The sequence below is a fragment of the Streptomyces sp. NPDC004284 genome (genome assembly GCF_042874035.1).
Lineage (GTDB): Bacteria > Actinomycetota > Actinomycetes > Streptomycetales > Streptomycetaceae > Streptomyces.
Genome location: NZ_JBIAMJ010000008.1, coordinates 92,651 through 109,141, shown reverse-complemented (window position 1 = coordinate 109,141; position 16,491 = coordinate 92,651). Strand labels below are relative to the sequence as shown.

Below are 16,491 nucleotides of genomic sequence, written 5' to 3'. Positions count from 1 at the left end.
CCAAAGACGGAAGCGACTTGGAGGGCATCGACTGGGCGTCCTTGGAGCACGCCTACGGGCCGGCCGACGACGTGCCGGGATGGCTGCGCGACATGGTCTCGCCCGATCCCGACGTACGGGAGGAGGCGTTCGGCAACTTCTACGGCGCGGTGCTCCATCAAGGGAGCGTGCATTCGAGCACGGTGGCCAGTCTGCCGTTCCTGTTCGCAACGGCGGACGATCCGGCGACGCCTGACCGTGGGGAGGTCGTCGCGCTGGTGCTCAGCATCGGGCGGGAAGTGATCGGCGCTGAAGAGGTACATGCCGTCATCTGCGGCCCGGACGGGGAGGATTCCACGATCTGCCCGGACACGGCGAACCTGACGCGTGAGCATGCCGACACCTTCGTCGCCTACGCAGGCGACCCCGATCCGGAGGTACGCAGGGGGCGATCGAGGGCCTGGGGCTCTTCCTGGACGATGCCGAGCGGGCAGTGGCGCTTCTGCGGGACCGTCTCGTGGAGGAGAGCAGGGTCGCCTAGCGTCCGCTGGTGGTGCGGACGACGGCGGATCTGGCACTTCGGCTGCCGACGGCCGCCGCGCCGGCGAGGAGGTGGCCGTGTGCTTTTCGGCCCGCGTGCAAACGGGTTCAGGTGAAGGCGTCTTCGATGGCGAGGCGCCGTACCGTGCGCAGCGTCGTTCGGAGGCTGTGGAGGTCGGTCGAGCCCAGGGCGAGGCGGATCGCCTGCGGCGTGTGGGCCGAGGTGGTGAACGGCTCCGCCGTGGTGACCGAGATGCGGTGGCGCGCGAGGGTGGCGGTCAGGCGGTCGGCGCGTGCGTCGTCGGGCAGCGGCACCCAGGTGAAGTAGGACGAGGGATGGCCGACGAGCGGTAGCCCTGCCAGTTCTTGCGCGGCGAGGGCCTGGCGGGCCTTGGCGTCGTCTCGCTTCCGCGCCTCCAACTGGTCCACCGTGCCGTCGTCGAGCCAGCGGCAGGCGATCGCCGTGGTCAGGGCCGGGGTGTTCCAGGTGGTCGTTCGGATCGCGCGTTCGAGTGGCGGCACCGTGGTCGGCGGGGCGAGGACGAAACCCACCCGCAGGCCCGTGGCGACGCTCTTGGACAGCCCCGAGACGTAGACGGTGATGTCCGGCGCGGTCGCCACCAGCGGCGGCGGGGGGTTCTCGACCAGATAGGCGTACGAGGCGTCTTCGATGACGAGTACGCCGTGCCGCCGGGCGATCCCGATCAGGCGGGCGCGGTCGGCTTCCGTCATGACCCAGCCCAGGGGGTTGTGCAGGGTCGGCATGGTGTAGACCGCACGCACCGGTCGGGTGGCGCACAGCTTCTCCAGGGCGTCGAGGTCCGGCCCGTCGGCGGTGGTGGGGATGGGCTCCAGGTCGAGGTGGAAGGCGTGCGCGAGCACCTTGAAGCCGGAATAGGTGAGTGCGTCGACCGCGATGACGTCGCCGGCGTTGAGCGTGGCCATGACCGTGACGGCCAGTCCGTGCTGCGCGCCGTTGACGATGAGGATGCGGTCCGCGTCGGCGGTGATCCCCCGGCGCCGCAGGTACCGTCCGATCGAGGCCCTGTCCTGGGGTCGGCCCGAGTGCGGCTGATAGCGCAGCAACGAGTCGAGATCGCCGGAGACGGCCACTTCTCGCAGGGCCTGGCGCAGGAGGTCGGCCTGGCCGGGCAGCGACGGATAGTTGAAGCTGAGGTCGACCGCGTCCGTGGCGACGAGCTGCTGGTCGATGCCCTGGCCGGGTGGAACCGCGAGGTCGCGTACGAACGTGCCGCGGCCCTGCTCCCGGCTGACCAGGCCCATGGCCTCCAGTTCGGCGTACACCCGCGTCGCGGTCACCACCGCGATGCCCTCGCGGGCGGCCAGCGCGCGGTGGGTCGGCAACCTCGCACCCGCCGCGAGCCGCCCCGTCCGGATGTCGGAGGCGAGTGCGTCGACCAGGGCTTTGTAGCGCGGGGCTGCCATGGACCGAATTGTATTCATGACAATTCTTTGGCTGTCCTGCTCGCGGTTCCCTACCGTCACAGTCGATCCGCGCTCACCGGAAGGACAGCCTCCATGCACATCGCCATTCTCACCTTCGAGGGCTACAACGAGCTCGACTCCCTGATCGCGCTCGGCGTGCTCAACCGCATCAAGACGGACGACTGGCGCGTCACCATCTCCACCCCCACCCCCAAGGTGACGTCCATGAACGGGGTGGTCATCGAGCAGATGTCCACGCTGGAGGAGGCGTGCGCCGCTGACGCCGTCATCGTCGGCAGCGGCATCGCCACCCGTGAGGTCGTCGAAGACCCTGCGATCATGAGCGTCCTGCGGGGCCTGGACCCCTCGCGCCAACTCATCGCGGCACAGTGCTCCGGCGCGCTCGTCCTGGCCAAGCTCGGGCTGCTCAACGACGTCCCCGCCTGCACCGACCTGATCACCAAGCCCTGGGTCGTCGCGGCCGGCGTCGAGGTGCTCAACCAGCCCTTCTACGCCAAGGACAACATCGCCACCGCCGGCGGCTGCCTGGCTTCCCCCTACCTCGCCGCCTGGATCATCACCCGACTGGAAGGCAAGGACGCCGCCGAGAGCGCCCTGCACTACGTCGCCCCGGTCGGCGAGAAGGACGAGTACATCGAGCGCGCCTGGCGCAACATCACCCCCTACCTGCCCGCCCCCACGCCGACGCTCGCCTGACGCCGTACGCCGGACTCCAGCTCCTTCGGCCCTCCCCCGGGTCCCCGTAGCTCCCGGATCCCCCGGAGCCCTCCGGCAGCTCGACGACGCACCGAGCCCCGCACCTCGCGGCTCGCCTGGCCGCAAAGCGTGACGGGCCTCGCGATCCGTGTGGCGGGGCAGGCCTGCTCGCCGTCGTTGTTCTCGGCGAGCCTGGGCGGGCGGAGGCCGTTCCGCCTCAGGTGCAGCCCGTACCCACCTGCTCGATTGCGGGGGTGGTCCGGATGTCGGGCGTCACCGACCGGACACTGCGCCACTACGACGAGACCGGCTGCTGCCGCCGGCCAGGACCGGCGCCGGCGGGCGCCGCTCCTACGAAGCCACCATCAGCGCCTCCTCGCGGAACGGGACCGGCTCGACGCACCGGCCGGCACCGTTTCCCGCACGACCGCCGAACTCGAGCGGTCCAGGAGGGACGGCACCCCCATGACCATCAACCGACCGGAGAACCTCTTCGGGGGCGTGACGCCCTCCCCGTACAAGCAGAACATCCGCGACTTCCCCGAACTCGCCGAAGAGGTCGGCCGCCGCGCCGCCACCATGAGCCGGGCCGGCGCCGACACCGCGCACCGTGAGCGCACCGCGTACGAAGCCATCGTTCCCGGCCTGGCCGCGTACCAACGCGACTCCTGTGTCTACAGGTCCGCCGGTTCATCTGCGGTAACACCTCGCGCGAACGACGGACCTTCGTCGAACAGGTAGCCGGGCTGACGCAGCGGTACGGCCGGTGGATCTCCTGCCTGATCGCGAGACGGGCACACTCGCAGCCTGACGGACGGCGCCCGGGCATCGGTTCACCGACCGCACCCGCACCAAGCACACCGCCGTCCACGCGTTGTCGGCAGCCGGTCACGGCCGACGTCCGATCCAGCGTCAGCTCGGCATGGCCTACCGGCCCGTACAACGGCTGCCGACCGCCACGACTCCGGAAGACCTGACCTGTTCCGGGGATAGCGGCAGGGCCGCAGGACCAGCTCGACGACTTCATGCCGTACCTGCAAGAGCGAGGGGCCGAGGGCTGCACGAACGCAGGGGCCCTCTCAGGGGAGATCAAGACGCACGGCTACACCTGCGGCTACGGAACCACCCGCGCCTACCTCCAGCCGTTCCGCACAGCCCCGACCGCACCTGCGGCCCGTCCGCCGTTCCCACACACGGTCATCGGCCGGATCCTGTCCCACCCCGACGCCCTGCCGGAGAGCGGGCGCCTGAAGCTCAAATCCGGCCTCTTACGGGAACGAGCACTGCTGGCTCCTGACCGGCCCGTCACAAGCTCTGCTGGAGCCGCTCCGCAGCCTGAGCAGGGGTGTCGTAGTAGCCAGGCCGTGCCAGCAGGACCGAGCTGAAGTAGTGGCCCTGCTCTTCCTCCGGCTCATCGTCGGCTGCGAACGGACGCCAGAAACCCAACAGCGAGTCCGGGGCGATGAACGAAGCGTCGTCGTCAGGATCTTCCTCGATCGAGGTGAACTCACCGACGCGCCGGACAACCTCGCGGGCCGGAAGCGCGAACACGTCCACGCCCTGGAACAACACTCGGTCCGTCCGAGAGGACGGCCTCCACAGTTCGACGGCTTCGAGCATGTCGCGCATGCAGTGGATGCTGATCATCAGCCCGCTGGGACGGAGGACGTGCTGCCCCGGCCGATCGGACTCCGAGACCACAGAGAGATCGCGGAGCGAGTCCAGCGCCGTGTCGGCCTCATGCCGGGTCATACCGATCCGCAACGGGCCGACGCCGGTCGGTGGGGCGAGGTCGAAGTCCATGCGGGCATGATCCCAAGCAGATCTGTCAGCGAGTCACGCGGGGCCGTCGAGCCCCGACGGGTTACGGGCACGGGGAGTCGAGCAATCGTCAAGATCTGTGGATCGATCATGAGCAGGCCGCGGTCTCGACGGGCGGTGTGACCGATCGTTGGAGTCCGGCGAGCTCGCGCCGGGGAGGGCCGCCATCAGTCGGCACCACGCCGGAAGGTCGCGCGGTAGTCCCTTGGGCGTCGTCCGGTGTGCTTGGCGAAGAGAGCGGCGAAGGTTCCGGAGTCCTTGTACCCGACCGCGGTGGAGATGCTGGCGACGGTTCGGTCCGTGGTCTCAAGGAGGTGGCGGGCGCGACGGACGCGCGACGACTGCAGGTACTCGAGAGGAGTCTGGCCGGTCGCGTCCGCGAAGCGCCGCAGCAGAGTCCGAGTGCTGACCCTGAGTGTGTCCGCCAACGCGGCGAGGTCGTATCGGGCGGCGAGGTTCTGGTCGAGGTGCCGCATGACCTTGCGGGAGAACTCGTTTCCGGGCTGCGGAAGAAGCCGCGCGTCGACGTATGGGGTCTGGGACGACCGCGCATGGTCGACGAGCGCCACCCGCGCGGTTGTCCGTGCCACGTCGGCACCGCTGTGTCGGCGGATGAGTTCCAGCGCGAAGTCGTACATGGCGCTGAAGGCCGCCGTCGTCGTCACCCCCTTGTCGGTGACGACCAGACGTTCCGGTCGGACATCAGCCCCCGGACAGCGTCGAGCCAATTCGTCGGCGAGGAACCATGCCGTCGTAGCCCTGCGTCGGTCGAGAAGCCCCGCCTCGGCGAGCAGGAACGCACCGACGCAGATCGAGACGACGGCATCACCCGCAGCGGCGTGTGAGCGGATCGCCGCAATCTCAGGGGCGAGGGCTACGAGCTTCGCGTCCACGTCGAGGCCCGGCACGAGCTCGAACCCCGGCACGACGAGAACGTCGACCTCGCGCAGCGGAGAGACGGCCAACGCCGCACCACCTGATGCGGCGACGCGACGACGAGGCGAAACGATCGACACCTCGTAGCCGGCGTGGTCCGGACCGGCGACGTGCGTGGCCATCGTCAACAGATCGGGTACGCCGAACACCTCGGACGCGAAGCAGCCCGGATAGGCCAGGACACCAACCCGCAGCGCGCTCACGCTCGCCTCCCGAGCATCATGCCTATGGCGAGATCGCCCTTTCACATGGCGATCCAGCCTATCGCCTGGTGCGGGTACGTCAGGCCACGCTGTCGCCATGAGCGCTCCCAACGAACGTCTTGACGACGCGATCACGGACTTCTCCCACCAACTGGTGGACGTGGACGGGGTGGTGAAGACGGTGCATGTCGCGGGTTCCGGGCCGGCCGTCGTGCTGATGCCGGAGATGCCCGGCATCAGTCCTGACGTCCTTCGGCTGGCACGGTGGGTGCGGGACGCGGGCTTCACCGTCTACGTCCCCTCACTCTTCGGGGTCGACGGCGCCTGTCCCACGGTCGAGGGCGGTGAGGAGGTGATCCGTCGCGCGTGTGTCAGTGCCGAGTTCCGCGCGTTCGCGGGAGGCGGCACCAGCCCCGTCACGGCATGGCTGCGCGGGCTGGCACGCCAAGCCCACGCCGAGTGCGGCGGTCCGGGAGTCGGTGCGATCGGACTGTGCTTCACCGGCAACTTCGCACTCACCATGGCGATCGAGCCGGCTGTCATCGCGCCAGTGGTCAACCACCCGTCACTGCCGCTGGACGATCCCGCCGGACTCGAGATGAGCGAAGAGGACGCGCGCGCGGTCCAAGACCGCATCGCGCGCGACGGGCTGAAGGTCCTCGCCTACCGCTTCGACAACGACCGCTGGTGCACCGGGCAGCGCTTCGCCGCGTACCGAGCACTCCTCGGCGACGCCTTCGACGGCCGCGTCCTTCCGGGCAGTTCCGCGAACACGAACCCGCCCCCGTTCTTCCGCAACGTGGTCGGGTCCCCCCACAGCGTCGTCACCGCCCACCTCGTCGACGAGGACGGACATCCCACGCTGAAGGCCAGGGACGAGATCCTCGCCTTCCTGACCGAACGTTTGAGCCGGTCCGGACACTCAGAGGGCAATTGCCAAGACCTGTAGATCGCTTGAGGTCATTCATGCCGCGACGGACTCGACCGGCTCGAAGACCCTGGCGAGTCCGGCCGCCCGGGAGCCGACGCCCCGGGTGGCCTCGGTCCGAAGACGGACGGCGGCGAAGGTCGACTCGATCGGGTTGGTCGTCCGCAGGTGGATCCAGCGCTCGGCCGGGTAGTCGCAGAAGGCCGGCAGCACGTCCTGGTCGTCAGTGACCTTCGCGACGGCCTTGGGGAATCGCGCGCCGTAGAGCTTCGCGAACGTCTCGATGGCCCGCTCGGCGTGCTCGCGGTCCTCGGCGTCGCAGATGTCCTGCAGGGCCTTCCAGAATCCGAGCGCGGCGTCGCCGACCGTGGAAACTTGCGGCACCACGGCGGCAGGATCTCCGAGTCCAGAGGCCCGGGATGAACAGCCAAAGCAGGAAACCGCTGGTGGCCGCGTTGTTCACTCCCACGCCACAGGCGTTCCACGACCTGCCCAGAAGCGCGGCGGTGGACACCGCGAGGAGCAGCGTCACCGCCGCCCCGAGACATCCATGCAACCGTCGGCTTCCCTCAAGCCCCCGTTTGCCATCCGCCACGGCAAGCACCGGATCCGCACCGCTCATCGCTGCCGCGTTCCTCCGGTCCGCCGAGTCGGGATTGCTCGGACGATGCGGTGTCCGACGAAACGGCCCGTCCCCGCAGGCGCGAGGAGCAGCGTCAGAGCGGTGAAGCCGGCTCCCGGAACCTGGCCCACTCCCCCCGTCACCGACAGGGATCAGGTACCGGAGTCATCCCCGCACGAGTGGAGAGCGAACTGCGTCTCCCGCGCCGGGCGCGTGAAGGCGGGCGCGCCCAAGGTGACGGCTCCGGCCGCCCTGGCGTATCGACACGCCCGTCCGGCCGCCGCTTCCGAGAGTTCCCGGGCCGCTGTCGTCGGCTCACCGCCCTGCGAAGAGCCGGACTGGCCAAGGGAGCGTCTGTGCAGCGCATCGGCCTTTACTACCCCTACATTCGCTGCCGCGCCGAACGCCGGCTCAAGTTGACCGCGCTGTACTGGCCGAAGCTGGCCCGTGCCGTGCCGGAGGGATACCCGGTCGCGGACTCCGACGTCACCGACCAGGCCGACTCCCACGGCACGCACGGCTGGGACGCGCAGAGCCTCGCCCGCGCGCTGCTACGCGCCGACGGCACACGACCGGCTCCCGAGGAGAGCCTCGAACAGGCCATCGGCCTCCTGTCGCTCCGCCTCGTCGTGCCGCAGGATCTCGACGCCGTTCCCGTGGAGACGATCGTACGGATCCGCACACGCCGCCAAGCGGAACTCGACGCGTTCACGGACGCGGTGAACGCCGTCGCGACCGAGCTCCGTGGCTCCCTGGGGGGATCGCGGACCCCCGGGCGCTGCACCAGCACCTCGACCTCGCCGTCAGCCGGTCCTTCGAACGGCCGCTGGAGGAACTCCGGAAAGCCATGACCGGCCTCGGGGTCACCACCCCGTTCAGCGCCATGAACGCGAAATTCGAGCTCGGCACCGCAGGCGCGCTCGCCCTCGGCGGCCTCCCCGCCGGCCAACCGCTCGCCACAGCCGCCGGCGCGATCCTCGGCCTCGCCACGCTCCGCCACACCGCCGCACAAGCCCGCGACCCCCGGCTGCGCACCTCACCGGCCGCCTACCTGCTGAGAGTGGAACGCGACCTCTCACCCGAACGACTCCACGAACGTGTCCTCCGCGGCCTCGGCCGCCTCGTTGGAACCTCCGTCCGAGACCCTCGCCCGCCAGGGCCCCCGGGCCTTTCTCGTACGCGCTCGGAGCAGACGGTGACGGTCTTGTCGTAGCGAGTGGCCGGAGCGCTCCACTGCTTGATCTTGTTGATGCACCGCTCGACGGTGTTGTGCTGTTCGCAAGCGTCGCGGTCGAGGGCTGGTGGGCGGCCGCAGGCGGGCCATGACCTGGGAATACGGGTGTGTCACCGGCCTGGCTCGGCGCGAGTACGAAGGCGAGCGGACGGCACCGTCTGTCGGCGGCGAGGCGGAGCTTGGTGGCCAGTCTGCCGCGGGAGCGTCCCCGGGCATGGTCGTCCGGCTCGTCGGCCGGGGCCCCTTCTGACGGGCCCGGCGGCGTCCTGGCGGGCTCGGACGATGGTGGAGTCGACCGCGACGACCCGGTCGAGGTCGCCTTCGGTGTCGGCCTGGGCCGGCGGGGCGGTGAAGACCTTCTTCTCCCGGGGGCCGTCCGCCGCCCGCTTCCGCAGCCGATGATGGACGCCCTTCCATGAGCCGAAGCGCTCGGAGAGGCCCATCCACGGCGGCCCGGTGCGGTACTTGAAGGCGATCGCGTCGATCACCTGCCGGTGATCACGCTCACGCCACCGCCCACCCCGCTTCGGTGTCCGGTCCGGCAACAGCGGCTCGATCCTCGCCTGCCGGGCGTCAGTCGACGGCACGCATCGACCGACGATCGGATGGTCCGAGGAAATGGCCTAGCCGGGCTCGGGGTCGTCGTGGATGGTCAAGGCTCCGGCGAGGTCGAGGTCGGCGACTGTGCCGTGTGCTCCGGCGCGGACGAGGAGTACCGCGCCGAGTGCGGTGCTCCAGAACGTTCTGGCCTCCACGTCGAGCGGTCGGCTGGTTTTCCAGCCGCGGCTGTCGATGAGGTGGTTCACGAAGCGCTCGGATTGGCGGAACAGCAGCTGGAGGTGCCGGTCGACCACGGGGGCGAGTTCGGGTCTGGAGATCGCGGCGGCGAGGGCTCGTGCGACTGACGGGAGTGAGGGCATGGCCAGTACGGCGCGGGCGATGTTGCGTCGGAAGGTCGCCGCGTCGGGGGCTTGGCGGCCGATGCGCTCGATCCGTCGGGCGTCGTGCAGCAGGCCGAGGAAGGCGGCGTGCACGAGCAGCGAGTCCTTGGAGCCGAAGTAGTAGGTGACCTGGTTGGGGAAGGCGTCTGCCGCGTTCGCGATCTCCGCGACGCTCAGCTCGGCGCCGGGCCGCTCCTTGCAGAGCCGGGCAGTGGTCTCGATCAGCCGGCGCCTCGTCGCGCGACCGCGGTCACGTGACCGGGTCGACGTCGATCGGGCTTCGGTTCGCTTCTTCTCCACGCTCGAATTGTATGTGATACAACAAGGCCGTTCACTTGTATCGCATACAAGAAAGGTGGACGGGCATGCACCGGACTGAGGTCGTCGTGACCGGACTCGGCGCGATCACGCCACTCGGTGGAGACGTGGCGTCCATGTGGGAGGCCCTGCTCGCCGGCGAGTCGGGCATCCGCGGCGACGTCCTGCGCGGCCACGAGGGCGCCGGCCTTCCTGACACCGTCGCGGGGACGATGGCGGTCGACCCCGCCGAGCTGCTGACGCCGGTGCAGGCCAGGCGGCTCGACCGCTCGCAGCAGGCGGCCTTCGCCGCGGCGGCCGAGGCCTGGGCCGATGCAGGCGCCCCGGACGTGGACCCGGACCGGCTCGCATCAGCGATCGGCACGGGCATCGGGGGCGTACGGACACTGCTGAAAGAAGACGACGTACTGGAGACGTCCGGGACCCGGCGCGTCTCGCCCCGTACGGTCCCGATGCTCATGCCCAATGCGGCGGCGGCGCTGATCAGCATCGAATACGGTGCGCGGGCCGGGGTCTACACGCCCGTCTCGGCATGCTCTTCCGGTGCCGAGGCGATCGCCCTGGGGGCCCGGCTCATCCGCGCCGGCGAGGCGGACGTGGTCATCGCGGGCGGAACCGAGGCCGCGATCACCCCGATCACCGTCGCCGGCTTCGTCCAGGCACAAGCGCTGTCGCGGCATGCCGCCGAACCCGCCTCGGCGTCCCGGCCGTTCGCCGCCGACCGCAGCGGATTCGTCCTCAGCGAAGGCGCCGCCGTCGTGGTGCTCGAAAGCGCCGAGCACGCCGACGCCCGAGGCGCGCACGTCCACGCGGTGCTCACGGGCGCCGGCATCGCCGCCGACGCCCACCACATCACGGCACCCTCTCCCGACGGCTCAGGTCAGATCTCCGCCATGCGCAAGGCCCTCGCACAAGCCGGTCTGGCTCCCGAGCGGATCAGCCACATCAACGCCCACGCCACCGGCACTCCGGTCGGCGACGTCGCCGAGGCACACGCGATCCGGGAGGTGTTCGGCCGCGCCACCGTGACCGCCCCCAAGGCGGCACTCGGCCACCTCTTCGGCGCGGCCGGTGCGATCGAGGCGCTCATCGCCGTCCTCAGCGTGGAACACGGCGTCATCCCGCCGACCCGCAACCTCAGCACGGCCGGTGTCGGCCCCGACATCGATCTCGACGTCGTCGCAGAACGACGAGACGTCCCCCAGGAGGCCGTACTCAGCAACTCCTTCGGCTTCGGCGGACAGAACGTCTCACTCATCGTCACCCGCGCGCAGCACCACACGTCCACGTCCCGTACAGCCCCGATCGCCGCACCACGATCCGCATGAACACACATCATCGTCCGTACGTGGACGGCCGCCGCCGATCGACCGAACGCCGGGACCATCCGGGCTGGTGGACGGTCCAGCCCGCCGCACGCCAGGGTTCGGGGTCCAGGGTGGTACGGCGGTCGACCAGCAGGGCGGTGGCCGACAGGGCGAGCGGCAGGCTACGCGCTCTCCGGAGCCTTGAGCACGTGGTCCAGTTCCTCCGGCATGACCGCGATCAGAATCTCGCCGTCGGACGACTCGCGTTCAAGCAGGTGGAGGGCGCAGGTGGAGGACATCACCGCGCAGCAGGGCCTGGAGGGCGCTTGGGCGGGTGATCTGACCGTGAAGGCCGAGACTGCCGGTTGACCTCGTGGATCATGCGCCCGTGCGGGACGCTCCCGCCCCGGTCCGCTCGTGCGCCGGTTTCCTCCGCCGGGACCTCGATGCCGTGACCGTCGGCTCCACCCTGGCTCCTCCGAGCTCGCGTCCTCGCTCGGCAACGGCCGAAGCTCACCGAGCCCACGGTCCCCACCACTGGGGTGGCAGCGGGTCCGCAGGCGCCGAGGTCGGCTGGTCGGGATGCAGCCCGAGCCGCTGGAGAGCGTCGGCACGGAAGCGAACAGCGACCGTACCGTGCCAGCGACCGTCCGCGCGCACGCCGCACATCAAGTCGGTCCTGACCTCGTCCTCGGCGAACGGGTTCCAGTCGATACCTCGGTCCCGCAGTCAAACCGCCGTCAGCCGGCCCGGCCGCGGGCAGCCGGCGACGTTCTCGAAGCAGAAGAGAGTCACCCATTCGAAAGTCTGATCACCCATGCCGTCATCATGCCGCAGCGCGGGGAGCAGTTGCTCGGTCTTTTCCCGCATCACGCAGATCCGGTCAGGGCCGCTTTCCCGAAGAGCACCAGCATCCGATGAAGACCAGCCTTGTGCTTCGGCTTCGCCTCCGGAATCCATCGGCAGGACGGCCGCTTCAGCATGAGTTCGTGGGGGTCGCGGCGGAACGGCCCCGCGCTTGGTTGCCGGGGCGGGGCAGAGTGAGGAGGTAGCACTGGTCGGTCGTTCCCGTCGTATCGGCCAGGAGAGCGGAGACGGTGGTGGTGCGTTCGTCGTGTGTCACCTTTCTGACGGTCAGTCGGCCCGGGTACCTCGCCCGGTCGAGAACGCGCTGGGCCTCCGCGACGGTTGTCGGGTCGCCGTTCGGCTCGTCCAGGACTTCTGTCGCTCTGCGGGCCAGTTCGCCGATCTCCTTGCCGGGCCGGCAGGCGGTGGTTGCTCGCGTGGTGACGTCGACGCGCCAGGTGCGGCCGGTTCCGGGGGTGTAGGTGAAGACCTCGCAGGACACGATCTGCTCGACTCCGGCGCCCAGGAGACCGGCCGTGTCGTAGAAGGCCGACATCTCGACCTCGGCGGTGAACTTCTTGCGGGTCGCGTCGTAGGTGATGACGGGCGCCTCGGTGTGCTTCCCGATGAGGGCGGTGAGCACGGCGGGGTCGGTGGTGCCGCTCGCACGGAGTGCTCGTGTCGCATCGCGGGCCGCGCGGTCGATCTGGTCGCGGTGTTCGGTCTCTGCCGCCGTCCGGTTCCTGTCGGTGATGTTGTCGGTCTTCCACACCGTGTACCAGAAGACGGCCACGGCGCTTCCGCCGATGACGATCAGCAGGGCCAGGAGGAACAGGCAGCCACCGGTCATCCGGCGTTCGATCCGCCGCATGACCGTTGTACCGTCAGGGTGTTCGGCGGCCACTGCTAGCCGCCGGGGGTGTCGATGTCGCCCGAGGTCTGGTCCATGGTCTGAGCGTACGCGTGGGGGGCGTGGGTCTTCGCGGGAAGGCGCGTCAGGCTTCCTGCCGTCGCTACGTGCTGCTCACCGTGTGGTACGGCGCGGTGAGGGTCCATGCGAACAGGGTTCCCGAGCGCGCCCCAGGACAGTCGGTCCCCTCCGGTACGTGAGACGACCGACGGGTGGATCTCCCGATCTCGTCGGTTCGTGCCCGCAGTTCGCGCTCGGTCCACTGCCTCTCCACCGCTTCGCCGACAGGACGAGCCCTCTCCCCCGTCGGGGCTCAGGAGGCCGTGCGTGCGAGTTCGTCGAGGGTGGGATAGTCGGTGTAGCCCGTCGCCCCGCCCGTGTACATCAGGTACTGGTCCCGTACGGCGTTGAGCGGCGCGCCGGTTCGCAGGCGTTCGACGAGGTCGGGGTTGGCCAGGAAGCCGCGGCCCAGGGAGATCAGGTCGGCGCCGGCGGCGAGGAGTCGCTCGGCGGCCGCGCGGCCGCCGTCGGCGGGCAGCGGGCCTCCCCACCCGAGTACGGGGTTGGCGATCAGGGTGCCCGGCCAGGACTTCCGGATCTCCTGGAACAACGGCTGGTCGGGGTCGGCGAACACCACGTGCAGGTAGGCCGGCCCCAGGTCGGCCAGGGCGGAGACGAGGGCCGGGTAGATGCTGTCGGTGTCGCCCTCCTCGATGCCGTTGACGCCTACTCCGGGGGAGATGCGTACCCCGACCCGCTCGGGGCCGATCGCGTCCGCGACGGCCTGGACCACCTCGACCGCGAAGCGGATCCGGTGGGCGACCGGACCGCCGTACGCGTCGGTGCGCAGGTTGGTGTTCTTCGCGAGGAACTGGTGGATCAGGTAACCGTTGGCGGCGTGCACCTCGACCCCCTCGAAGCCCGCGTCCACGGCCCGCCTGGCAGCGGCGGCGAAGTCGGCCACGGTCGAGCGGATCTCCTCCACGGTCAGTTCACGGGGGACGACGGCGGGGCGGCGCCCGTCGGGGGTGTGGATCTCCTCGGGGAGCGCCACCGTCGAGGGCGCGACGGGGAAGTGACCGCTGGTGTCCGGGTGGCCGACCCGTCCGCCGTGCTGGAGCTGGACGAACATCCGTCCGCCGGCCTCCCGTACGGCGTCGGTGACCCGTCGCCATCCGGCCACGTGGGCGGAGGTGTGGAGCGCGGGGATGTTGGCGTAGGTCTGGCCGACGGTGCTCGGCATGGTGGCCTCGGCGATGATCAGGCCGGCGGTGGCGCGCTGCGCGTAGTACGTGGCCATGAGCGGTGTCGGCACCCCGTCGGCGGCGGCGCGGTTACGGGTCAGCGGGGCCATGACCAGCCGGTTGGGCAGGGAGAGGGGGCCGAGGGCGGTGGTTTCGAAGAGGCGGGATCCGCCTGCGTTGTTCGTCATGCCGGTACCGTAGAACTTGACACCAATGTCAGGTTCAAGAGCGACCGGTGGAAGCGGGAGCGGGGCGGATGATGCGGATCGGTGAGCTGGCACGACGCTCCGGGGTGAGCGAGCGTTCCCTGCGCTACTACGAGCAGCAGGGTCTGTTGCTCTCCGAGCGCACCCCCGGGGGCCATCGCGCCTATGGGGAGTGGGCCGTCGACCGGGTCATCCGCATCCAGGCCCTCTACGCGGCGGGCCTGAGCAGCAAGAAGATCGCCCTGCTCCTCCCGTGCATGCGGGACGCGGACGGCGGCCCGACCGAGCGCACCACCGGTGAGCTCGTCGAGGAGTTGACCGTCGAACGCGACCGCATCGACCGCATGATCCTCGACCTCGTCCGCTCCCGTGACGTTCTGGACGAGGTCATCGAGGCCGCGACCATCAGGGGCTGAGACCTGCCCGGACGCCTGGACGCCTGGCGTGTCGACGGTGTTTCGTTCATGCGAACTACGCGCGTTGACCAGCCCGTACGCCGTTGACGCCGTCCGTCCGTCTCGATGAGACTCTGGCCCATGCAGCCTCTGTGTGATCTCTCGGTCACCCTCGTCCGGCGCCGCCACGTGGATCTCGTCCGCGTCGCCGGCGCGGCCTGTCGCTGCGTCTGAACAGCCGGCTCCCGCTCACCCGGCCACCGCCACCTCGCTCCTCCGCCAGCCCCGCCCGCGGCGCCGTCCCCCGCCCGCCGGGCCCCGGAGGCATGCCCGCACGTCCGCACGCCCTTCTGGAGACCCGTATGTCCACGCCCTTGTCCCGCCGCGCCCTCGGCGGGGTCGCCGCCGGTGCCGCCGCCGCGGCAGCCCTCGGTGCCACCGCGCCCGCCGCGCAGGCCGCCGCGCACACGGCCCCCGAGGCAGGCCCGCAGGAGCGTCCCTTCCGCGCCGCGCACCCGCGCCGCCACTCCCCGCGGCCCAACATCCTCTTCGTCCTGGGCGACGACCTCGGCTGGGCCGACCTCTCCTCGTACGGCTCCCCGCACATCCGCACCCCCCACCTGGACCGCCTCGCCCGCCAGGGCGTCCGCTTCACCGACGCCTACTCCGGCTCCGCGACCTGCTCCCCCACCCGCTTCAGCCTCTACACCGGGCGCTACCCGGGCCGTACGAAGGGCGGACTCGCCGAGCCGATCGCCGACAAGTCCGCCGGTCTGGAGCCCACCCACCCCACGCTCGCCTCGCTGCTGCGGGACTCCGGCTACGCCACCGCCCTCATCGGCAAGTGGCACTGCGGCTACCTGCCCGACCACTCCCCCACCAAGTCCGGCTGGGACGAGTTCTTCGGCAACTTCGGCGGCGCCCTGGAGTACTACTCCAAGCTCGGCCTCGGCGGGGAGTACGACCTCTACGAGGGCGACGCCGAGTACAAGGACCTGCGCTACTACACCCGGATCCTCACCGAGCGGGCGAGCGAGTACGTCGGCCGCGAGCACGACAGGCCCTGGCTGCTCAACCTGAACTTCACCACCCCGCACTGGCCCTGGATCGCCGACGGCGACGAGGAGACCAGCGACGAGATCGTCCGCCGCATCAAGGCCGGCGACCGCTCCGCCCTCTGGCACCAGGACGGCGGCTCGGTCGAGAAGTACAAGCAGATGGTCGAGGACCTCGACCGCTCGATCGGGAAGGTCCTCGACGCGCTGAGGCGTTCCGGCCAGGAGCAGGACACCCTCGTCTTCTTCGGCAGCGACAACGGCGGCGAACGCTTCTCCTACAACTGGCCGCTCGCCGGCAACAAGGGCTCCCTCCAGGAGGGCGGCATCCGCGTCCCCTCGATCCTGCGCTGGCCCGCCCGGATCGACGGCGGCCAGGTCAGCGACCTGCCGGTGTTCACGCCCGACTGGACGGCGACCCTCCTCGACCTCGCCGGCGCCCGCCCCCACCCCGCGTACCCGCTCGACGGCACCAGCCTCGCCGGACACCTGCTGCGCGGCGCCGAGGTGCCCGAGCGGGACCTCTTCTGGCGGGTGCGGGGCGAGAGGGCGCTGCGCCGGGGCGACTGGAAGTACTACCGGGGCAAGTCCGGCCGCGACCAGCTCTTCCACCTGTCCGAGGACTCCCGCGAGCAGGCGGACCGGGCGCCGTTCGAGCAGGCCAGGCTCGCCGAACTGCGGGGCGCCTGGGAGCGGATCGACGCGGGGCTGCTCCGGTACTGAGCCCCGTCGTCCCACCCGGTGCGGCCGGACCCCGAGACGGGTGCGAAGGCCGCGTCGGTGGTCCGCGCGGCCCGTTGTCGGTGCCGTCGCATAGGTTCTTCCCGTCCGGCCCGAGCAGCG

General features: G+C 70.4%; 17 protein-coding genes and 2 pseudogenes. 10 read left to right on the top strand and 9 right to left on the bottom strand.

Annotation, left to right across the window (positions count from 1 at the left end; genetic code table 11):
* Positions 1-17 precede the first annotated feature (17 nt).
* Positions 18-635 carry a hypothetical protein gene (locus ACFYUS_RS21855; protein WP_388854442.1) on the top strand — a complete coding sequence of 206 codons (618 nt, stop codon included), beginning with the start codon at positions 18-20 and terminating at the stop codon, positions 633-635.
* Here ACFYUS_RS21855 and ACFYUS_RS21850 read toward each other — a convergent pair.
* Positions 628-1,965, bottom strand: a complete 1,338-nt coding sequence (locus tag ACFYUS_RS21850; RefSeq protein WP_388854439.1) for a PLP-dependent aminotransferase family protein — start codon at positions 1,963-1,965, stop codon at positions 628-630. The two genes, ACFYUS_RS21855 and ACFYUS_RS21850, sit on opposite strands and share 8 nt — an antisense overlap.
* Positions 1,966-2,058: 93 nt before the next feature.
* Here ACFYUS_RS21850 and ACFYUS_RS21845 point away from each other — a divergent pair, with 93 nt between their 5' ends.
* On the top strand, positions 2,059-2,682 hold the full coding sequence (locus ACFYUS_RS21845; RefSeq protein WP_388854437.1) for a DJ-1/PfpI family protein: 624 nt from the start codon (positions 2,059-2,061) through the stop codon (positions 2,680-2,682).
* Between the two features lie 263 nt (positions 2,683-2,945).
* A pseudogene (locus ACFYUS_RS21840) lies at positions 2,946-3,306 on the top strand (MerR family DNA-binding transcriptional regulator); the annotation flags it as partial.
* Between the two features lie 681 nt (positions 3,307-3,987).
* Here the strand turns inward: ACFYUS_RS21840 and ACFYUS_RS21835 are convergent.
* Positions 3,988-4,485: a hypothetical protein gene (locus tag ACFYUS_RS21835; protein ID WP_388854434.1), complete on the bottom strand. Its 498-nt coding sequence runs from the start codon at positions 4,483-4,485 to the stop codon at positions 3,988-3,990.
* Between the two features lie 185 nt (positions 4,486-4,670).
* Positions 4,671-5,642: a GlxA family transcriptional regulator gene (locus ACFYUS_RS21830; RefSeq protein WP_388854431.1), complete on the bottom strand. Its 972-nt coding sequence runs from the start codon at positions 5,640-5,642 to the stop codon at positions 4,671-4,673.
* Between the two features lie 97 nt (positions 5,643-5,739).
* On the opposite strand from ACFYUS_RS21830, the gene ACFYUS_RS21825 reads away from it, so the two are divergent.
* Entirely contained in the window at positions 5,740-6,591 is an 852-nt protein-coding gene (locus ACFYUS_RS21825; RefSeq protein WP_388854427.1) for a dienelactone hydrolase family protein, read from the top strand.
* Between the two features lie 18 nt (positions 6,592-6,609).
* On the opposite strand, the pseudogene ACFYUS_RS21820 reads toward ACFYUS_RS21825, so the two are convergent.
* Positions 6,610-6,945 (bottom strand): annotated as a pseudogene (locus ACFYUS_RS21820) (transposase); the annotation flags it as partial.
* Between the two features lie 603 nt (positions 6,946-7,548).
* Between ACFYUS_RS21820 and ACFYUS_RS21815 the strand changes: the two are divergent.
* Entirely contained in the window at positions 7,549-8,043 is a 495-nt protein-coding gene (locus ACFYUS_RS21815; protein WP_388854424.1) for a DUF6236 family protein, read from the top strand.
* Positions 7,953-8,405 carry a DUF6236 family protein gene (locus ACFYUS_RS21810; RefSeq protein WP_388855131.1) on the top strand — a complete coding sequence of 151 codons (453 nt, stop codon included), beginning with the start codon at positions 7,953-7,955 and terminating at the stop codon, positions 8,403-8,405. Before ACFYUS_RS21815 ends, ACFYUS_RS21810 begins: the two co-directional genes overlap by 91 nt.
* Positions 8,406-8,536: 131 nt before the next feature.
* On the opposite strand, the gene ACFYUS_RS21805 is transcribed toward ACFYUS_RS21810, so the two are convergent.
* Positions 8,537-9,013 carry a transposase gene (locus ACFYUS_RS21805; protein WP_388854422.1) on the bottom strand — a complete coding sequence of 159 codons (477 nt, stop codon included), beginning with the start codon at positions 9,011-9,013 and terminating at the stop codon, positions 8,537-8,539.
* Between the two features lie 36 nt (positions 9,014-9,049).
* Positions 9,050-9,667, bottom strand: coding sequence for a TetR/AcrR family transcriptional regulator C-terminal domain-containing protein (locus ACFYUS_RS21800; protein ID WP_388854419.1), 618 nt, complete (start codon positions 9,665-9,667; stop codon positions 9,050-9,052).
* A 65-nt stretch (positions 9,668-9,732) separates the two neighbouring features.
* On the opposite strand from ACFYUS_RS21800, the gene ACFYUS_RS21795 reads away from it, so the two are divergent.
* Positions 9,733-11,013: a beta-ketoacyl-[acyl-carrier-protein] synthase family protein gene (locus tag ACFYUS_RS21795; protein WP_388854416.1), complete on the top strand. Its 1,281-nt coding sequence runs from the start codon at positions 9,733-9,735 to the stop codon at positions 11,011-11,013.
* Positions 11,014-11,721: 708 nt separating this feature from the next.
* On the opposite strand, the gene ACFYUS_RS21790 is transcribed toward ACFYUS_RS21795, so the two are convergent.
* The 3 genes from ACFYUS_RS21790 to ACFYUS_RS21780 form a co-directional block, all read right to left on the bottom strand.
* Positions 11,722-11,952 carry a hypothetical protein gene (locus ACFYUS_RS21790; RefSeq protein ID WP_388854413.1) on the bottom strand — a complete coding sequence of 77 codons (231 nt, stop codon included), beginning with the start codon at positions 11,950-11,952 and terminating at the stop codon, positions 11,722-11,724.
* A 16-nt stretch (positions 11,953-11,968) separates the two neighbouring features.
* Positions 11,969-12,709 carry a hypothetical protein gene (locus tag ACFYUS_RS21785; RefSeq protein ID WP_388854410.1) on the bottom strand — a complete coding sequence of 247 codons (741 nt, stop codon included), beginning with the start codon at positions 12,707-12,709 and terminating at the stop codon, positions 11,969-11,971.
* Between the two features lie 352 nt (positions 12,710-13,061).
* Positions 13,062-14,180 carry an alkene reductase gene (locus ACFYUS_RS21780; protein ID WP_388854407.1) on the bottom strand — a complete coding sequence of 373 codons (1,119 nt, stop codon included), beginning with the start codon at positions 14,178-14,180 and terminating at the stop codon, positions 13,062-13,064.
* A 71-nt stretch (positions 14,181-14,251) separates the two neighbouring features.
* Here ACFYUS_RS21780 and ACFYUS_RS21775 point away from each other — a divergent pair, with 71 nt between their 5' ends.
* From ACFYUS_RS21775 to ACFYUS_RS21765, 3 genes are all read left to right on the top strand, one after another.
* Positions 14,252-14,614, top strand: coding sequence for a MerR family transcriptional regulator (locus ACFYUS_RS21775; RefSeq protein WP_388855128.1), 363 nt, complete (start codon positions 14,252-14,254; stop codon positions 14,612-14,614).
* A gap of 105 nt (positions 14,615-14,719) precedes the next feature.
* Positions 14,720-14,827 carry a putative leader peptide gene (locus ACFYUS_RS21770; RefSeq protein WP_388854404.1) on the top strand — a complete coding sequence of 36 codons (108 nt, stop codon included), beginning with the start codon at positions 14,720-14,722 and terminating at the stop codon, positions 14,825-14,827.
* A 128-nt stretch (positions 14,828-14,955) separates the two neighbouring features.
* Complete coding sequence (locus tag ACFYUS_RS21765; protein WP_388854401.1) at positions 14,956-16,371, top strand: sulfatase; 1,416 nt, start codon at positions 14,956-14,958, stop codon at positions 16,369-16,371.
* Positions 16,372-16,491 lie beyond the last annotated feature (120 nt).

Bases quoted from the DNA above. Each gene is read 5' to 3' on its own strand.
- ACFYUS_RS21850 (WP_388854439.1), bottom strand. From the start codon at position 1,965: ATGGCAGCCCCGCGCTACAAAGCCCTGGTCGACGCACTCGCCTCCGAC.
- ACFYUS_RS21775 (WP_388855128.1), top strand. From the start codon at position 14,252: ATGCGGATCGGTGAGCTGGCACGACGCTCCGGGGTGAGCGAGCGTTCC.
- ACFYUS_RS21845 (WP_388854437.1), top strand. From the start codon at position 2,059: ATGCACATCGCCATTCTCACCTTCGAGGGCTACAACGAGCTCGACTCC.
- ACFYUS_RS21785 (WP_388854410.1), bottom strand. From the start codon at position 12,709: ATGCGGCGGATCGAACGCCGGATGACCGGTGGCTGCCTGTTCCTCCTG.
- ACFYUS_RS21765 (WP_388854401.1), top strand. From the start codon at position 14,956: ATGTCCACGCCCTTGTCCCGCCGCGCCCTCGGCGGGGTCGCCGCCGGT.
- ACFYUS_RS21795 (WP_388854416.1), top strand. From the start codon at position 9,733: ATGCACCGGACTGAGGTCGTCGTGACCGGACTCGGCGCGATCACGCCA.
- ACFYUS_RS21825 (WP_388854427.1), top strand. From the start codon at position 5,740: ATGAGCGCTCCCAACGAACGTCTTGACGACGCGATCACGGACTTCTCC.
- ACFYUS_RS21780 (WP_388854407.1), bottom strand. From the start codon at position 14,180: ATGACGAACAACGCAGGCGGATCCCGCCTCTTCGAAACCACCGCCCTC.
- ACFYUS_RS21790 (WP_388854413.1), bottom strand. From the start codon at position 11,952: ATGGATTCCGGAGGCGAAGCCGAAGCACAAGGCTGGTCTTCATCGGAT.
- ACFYUS_RS21770 (WP_388854404.1), top strand. From the start codon at position 14,720: ATGAGACTCTGGCCCATGCAGCCTCTGTGTGATCTCTCGGTCACCCTC.
- ACFYUS_RS21835 (WP_388854434.1), bottom strand. From the start codon at position 4,485: ATGGACTTCGACCTCGCCCCACCGACCGGCGTCGGCCCGTTGCGGATC.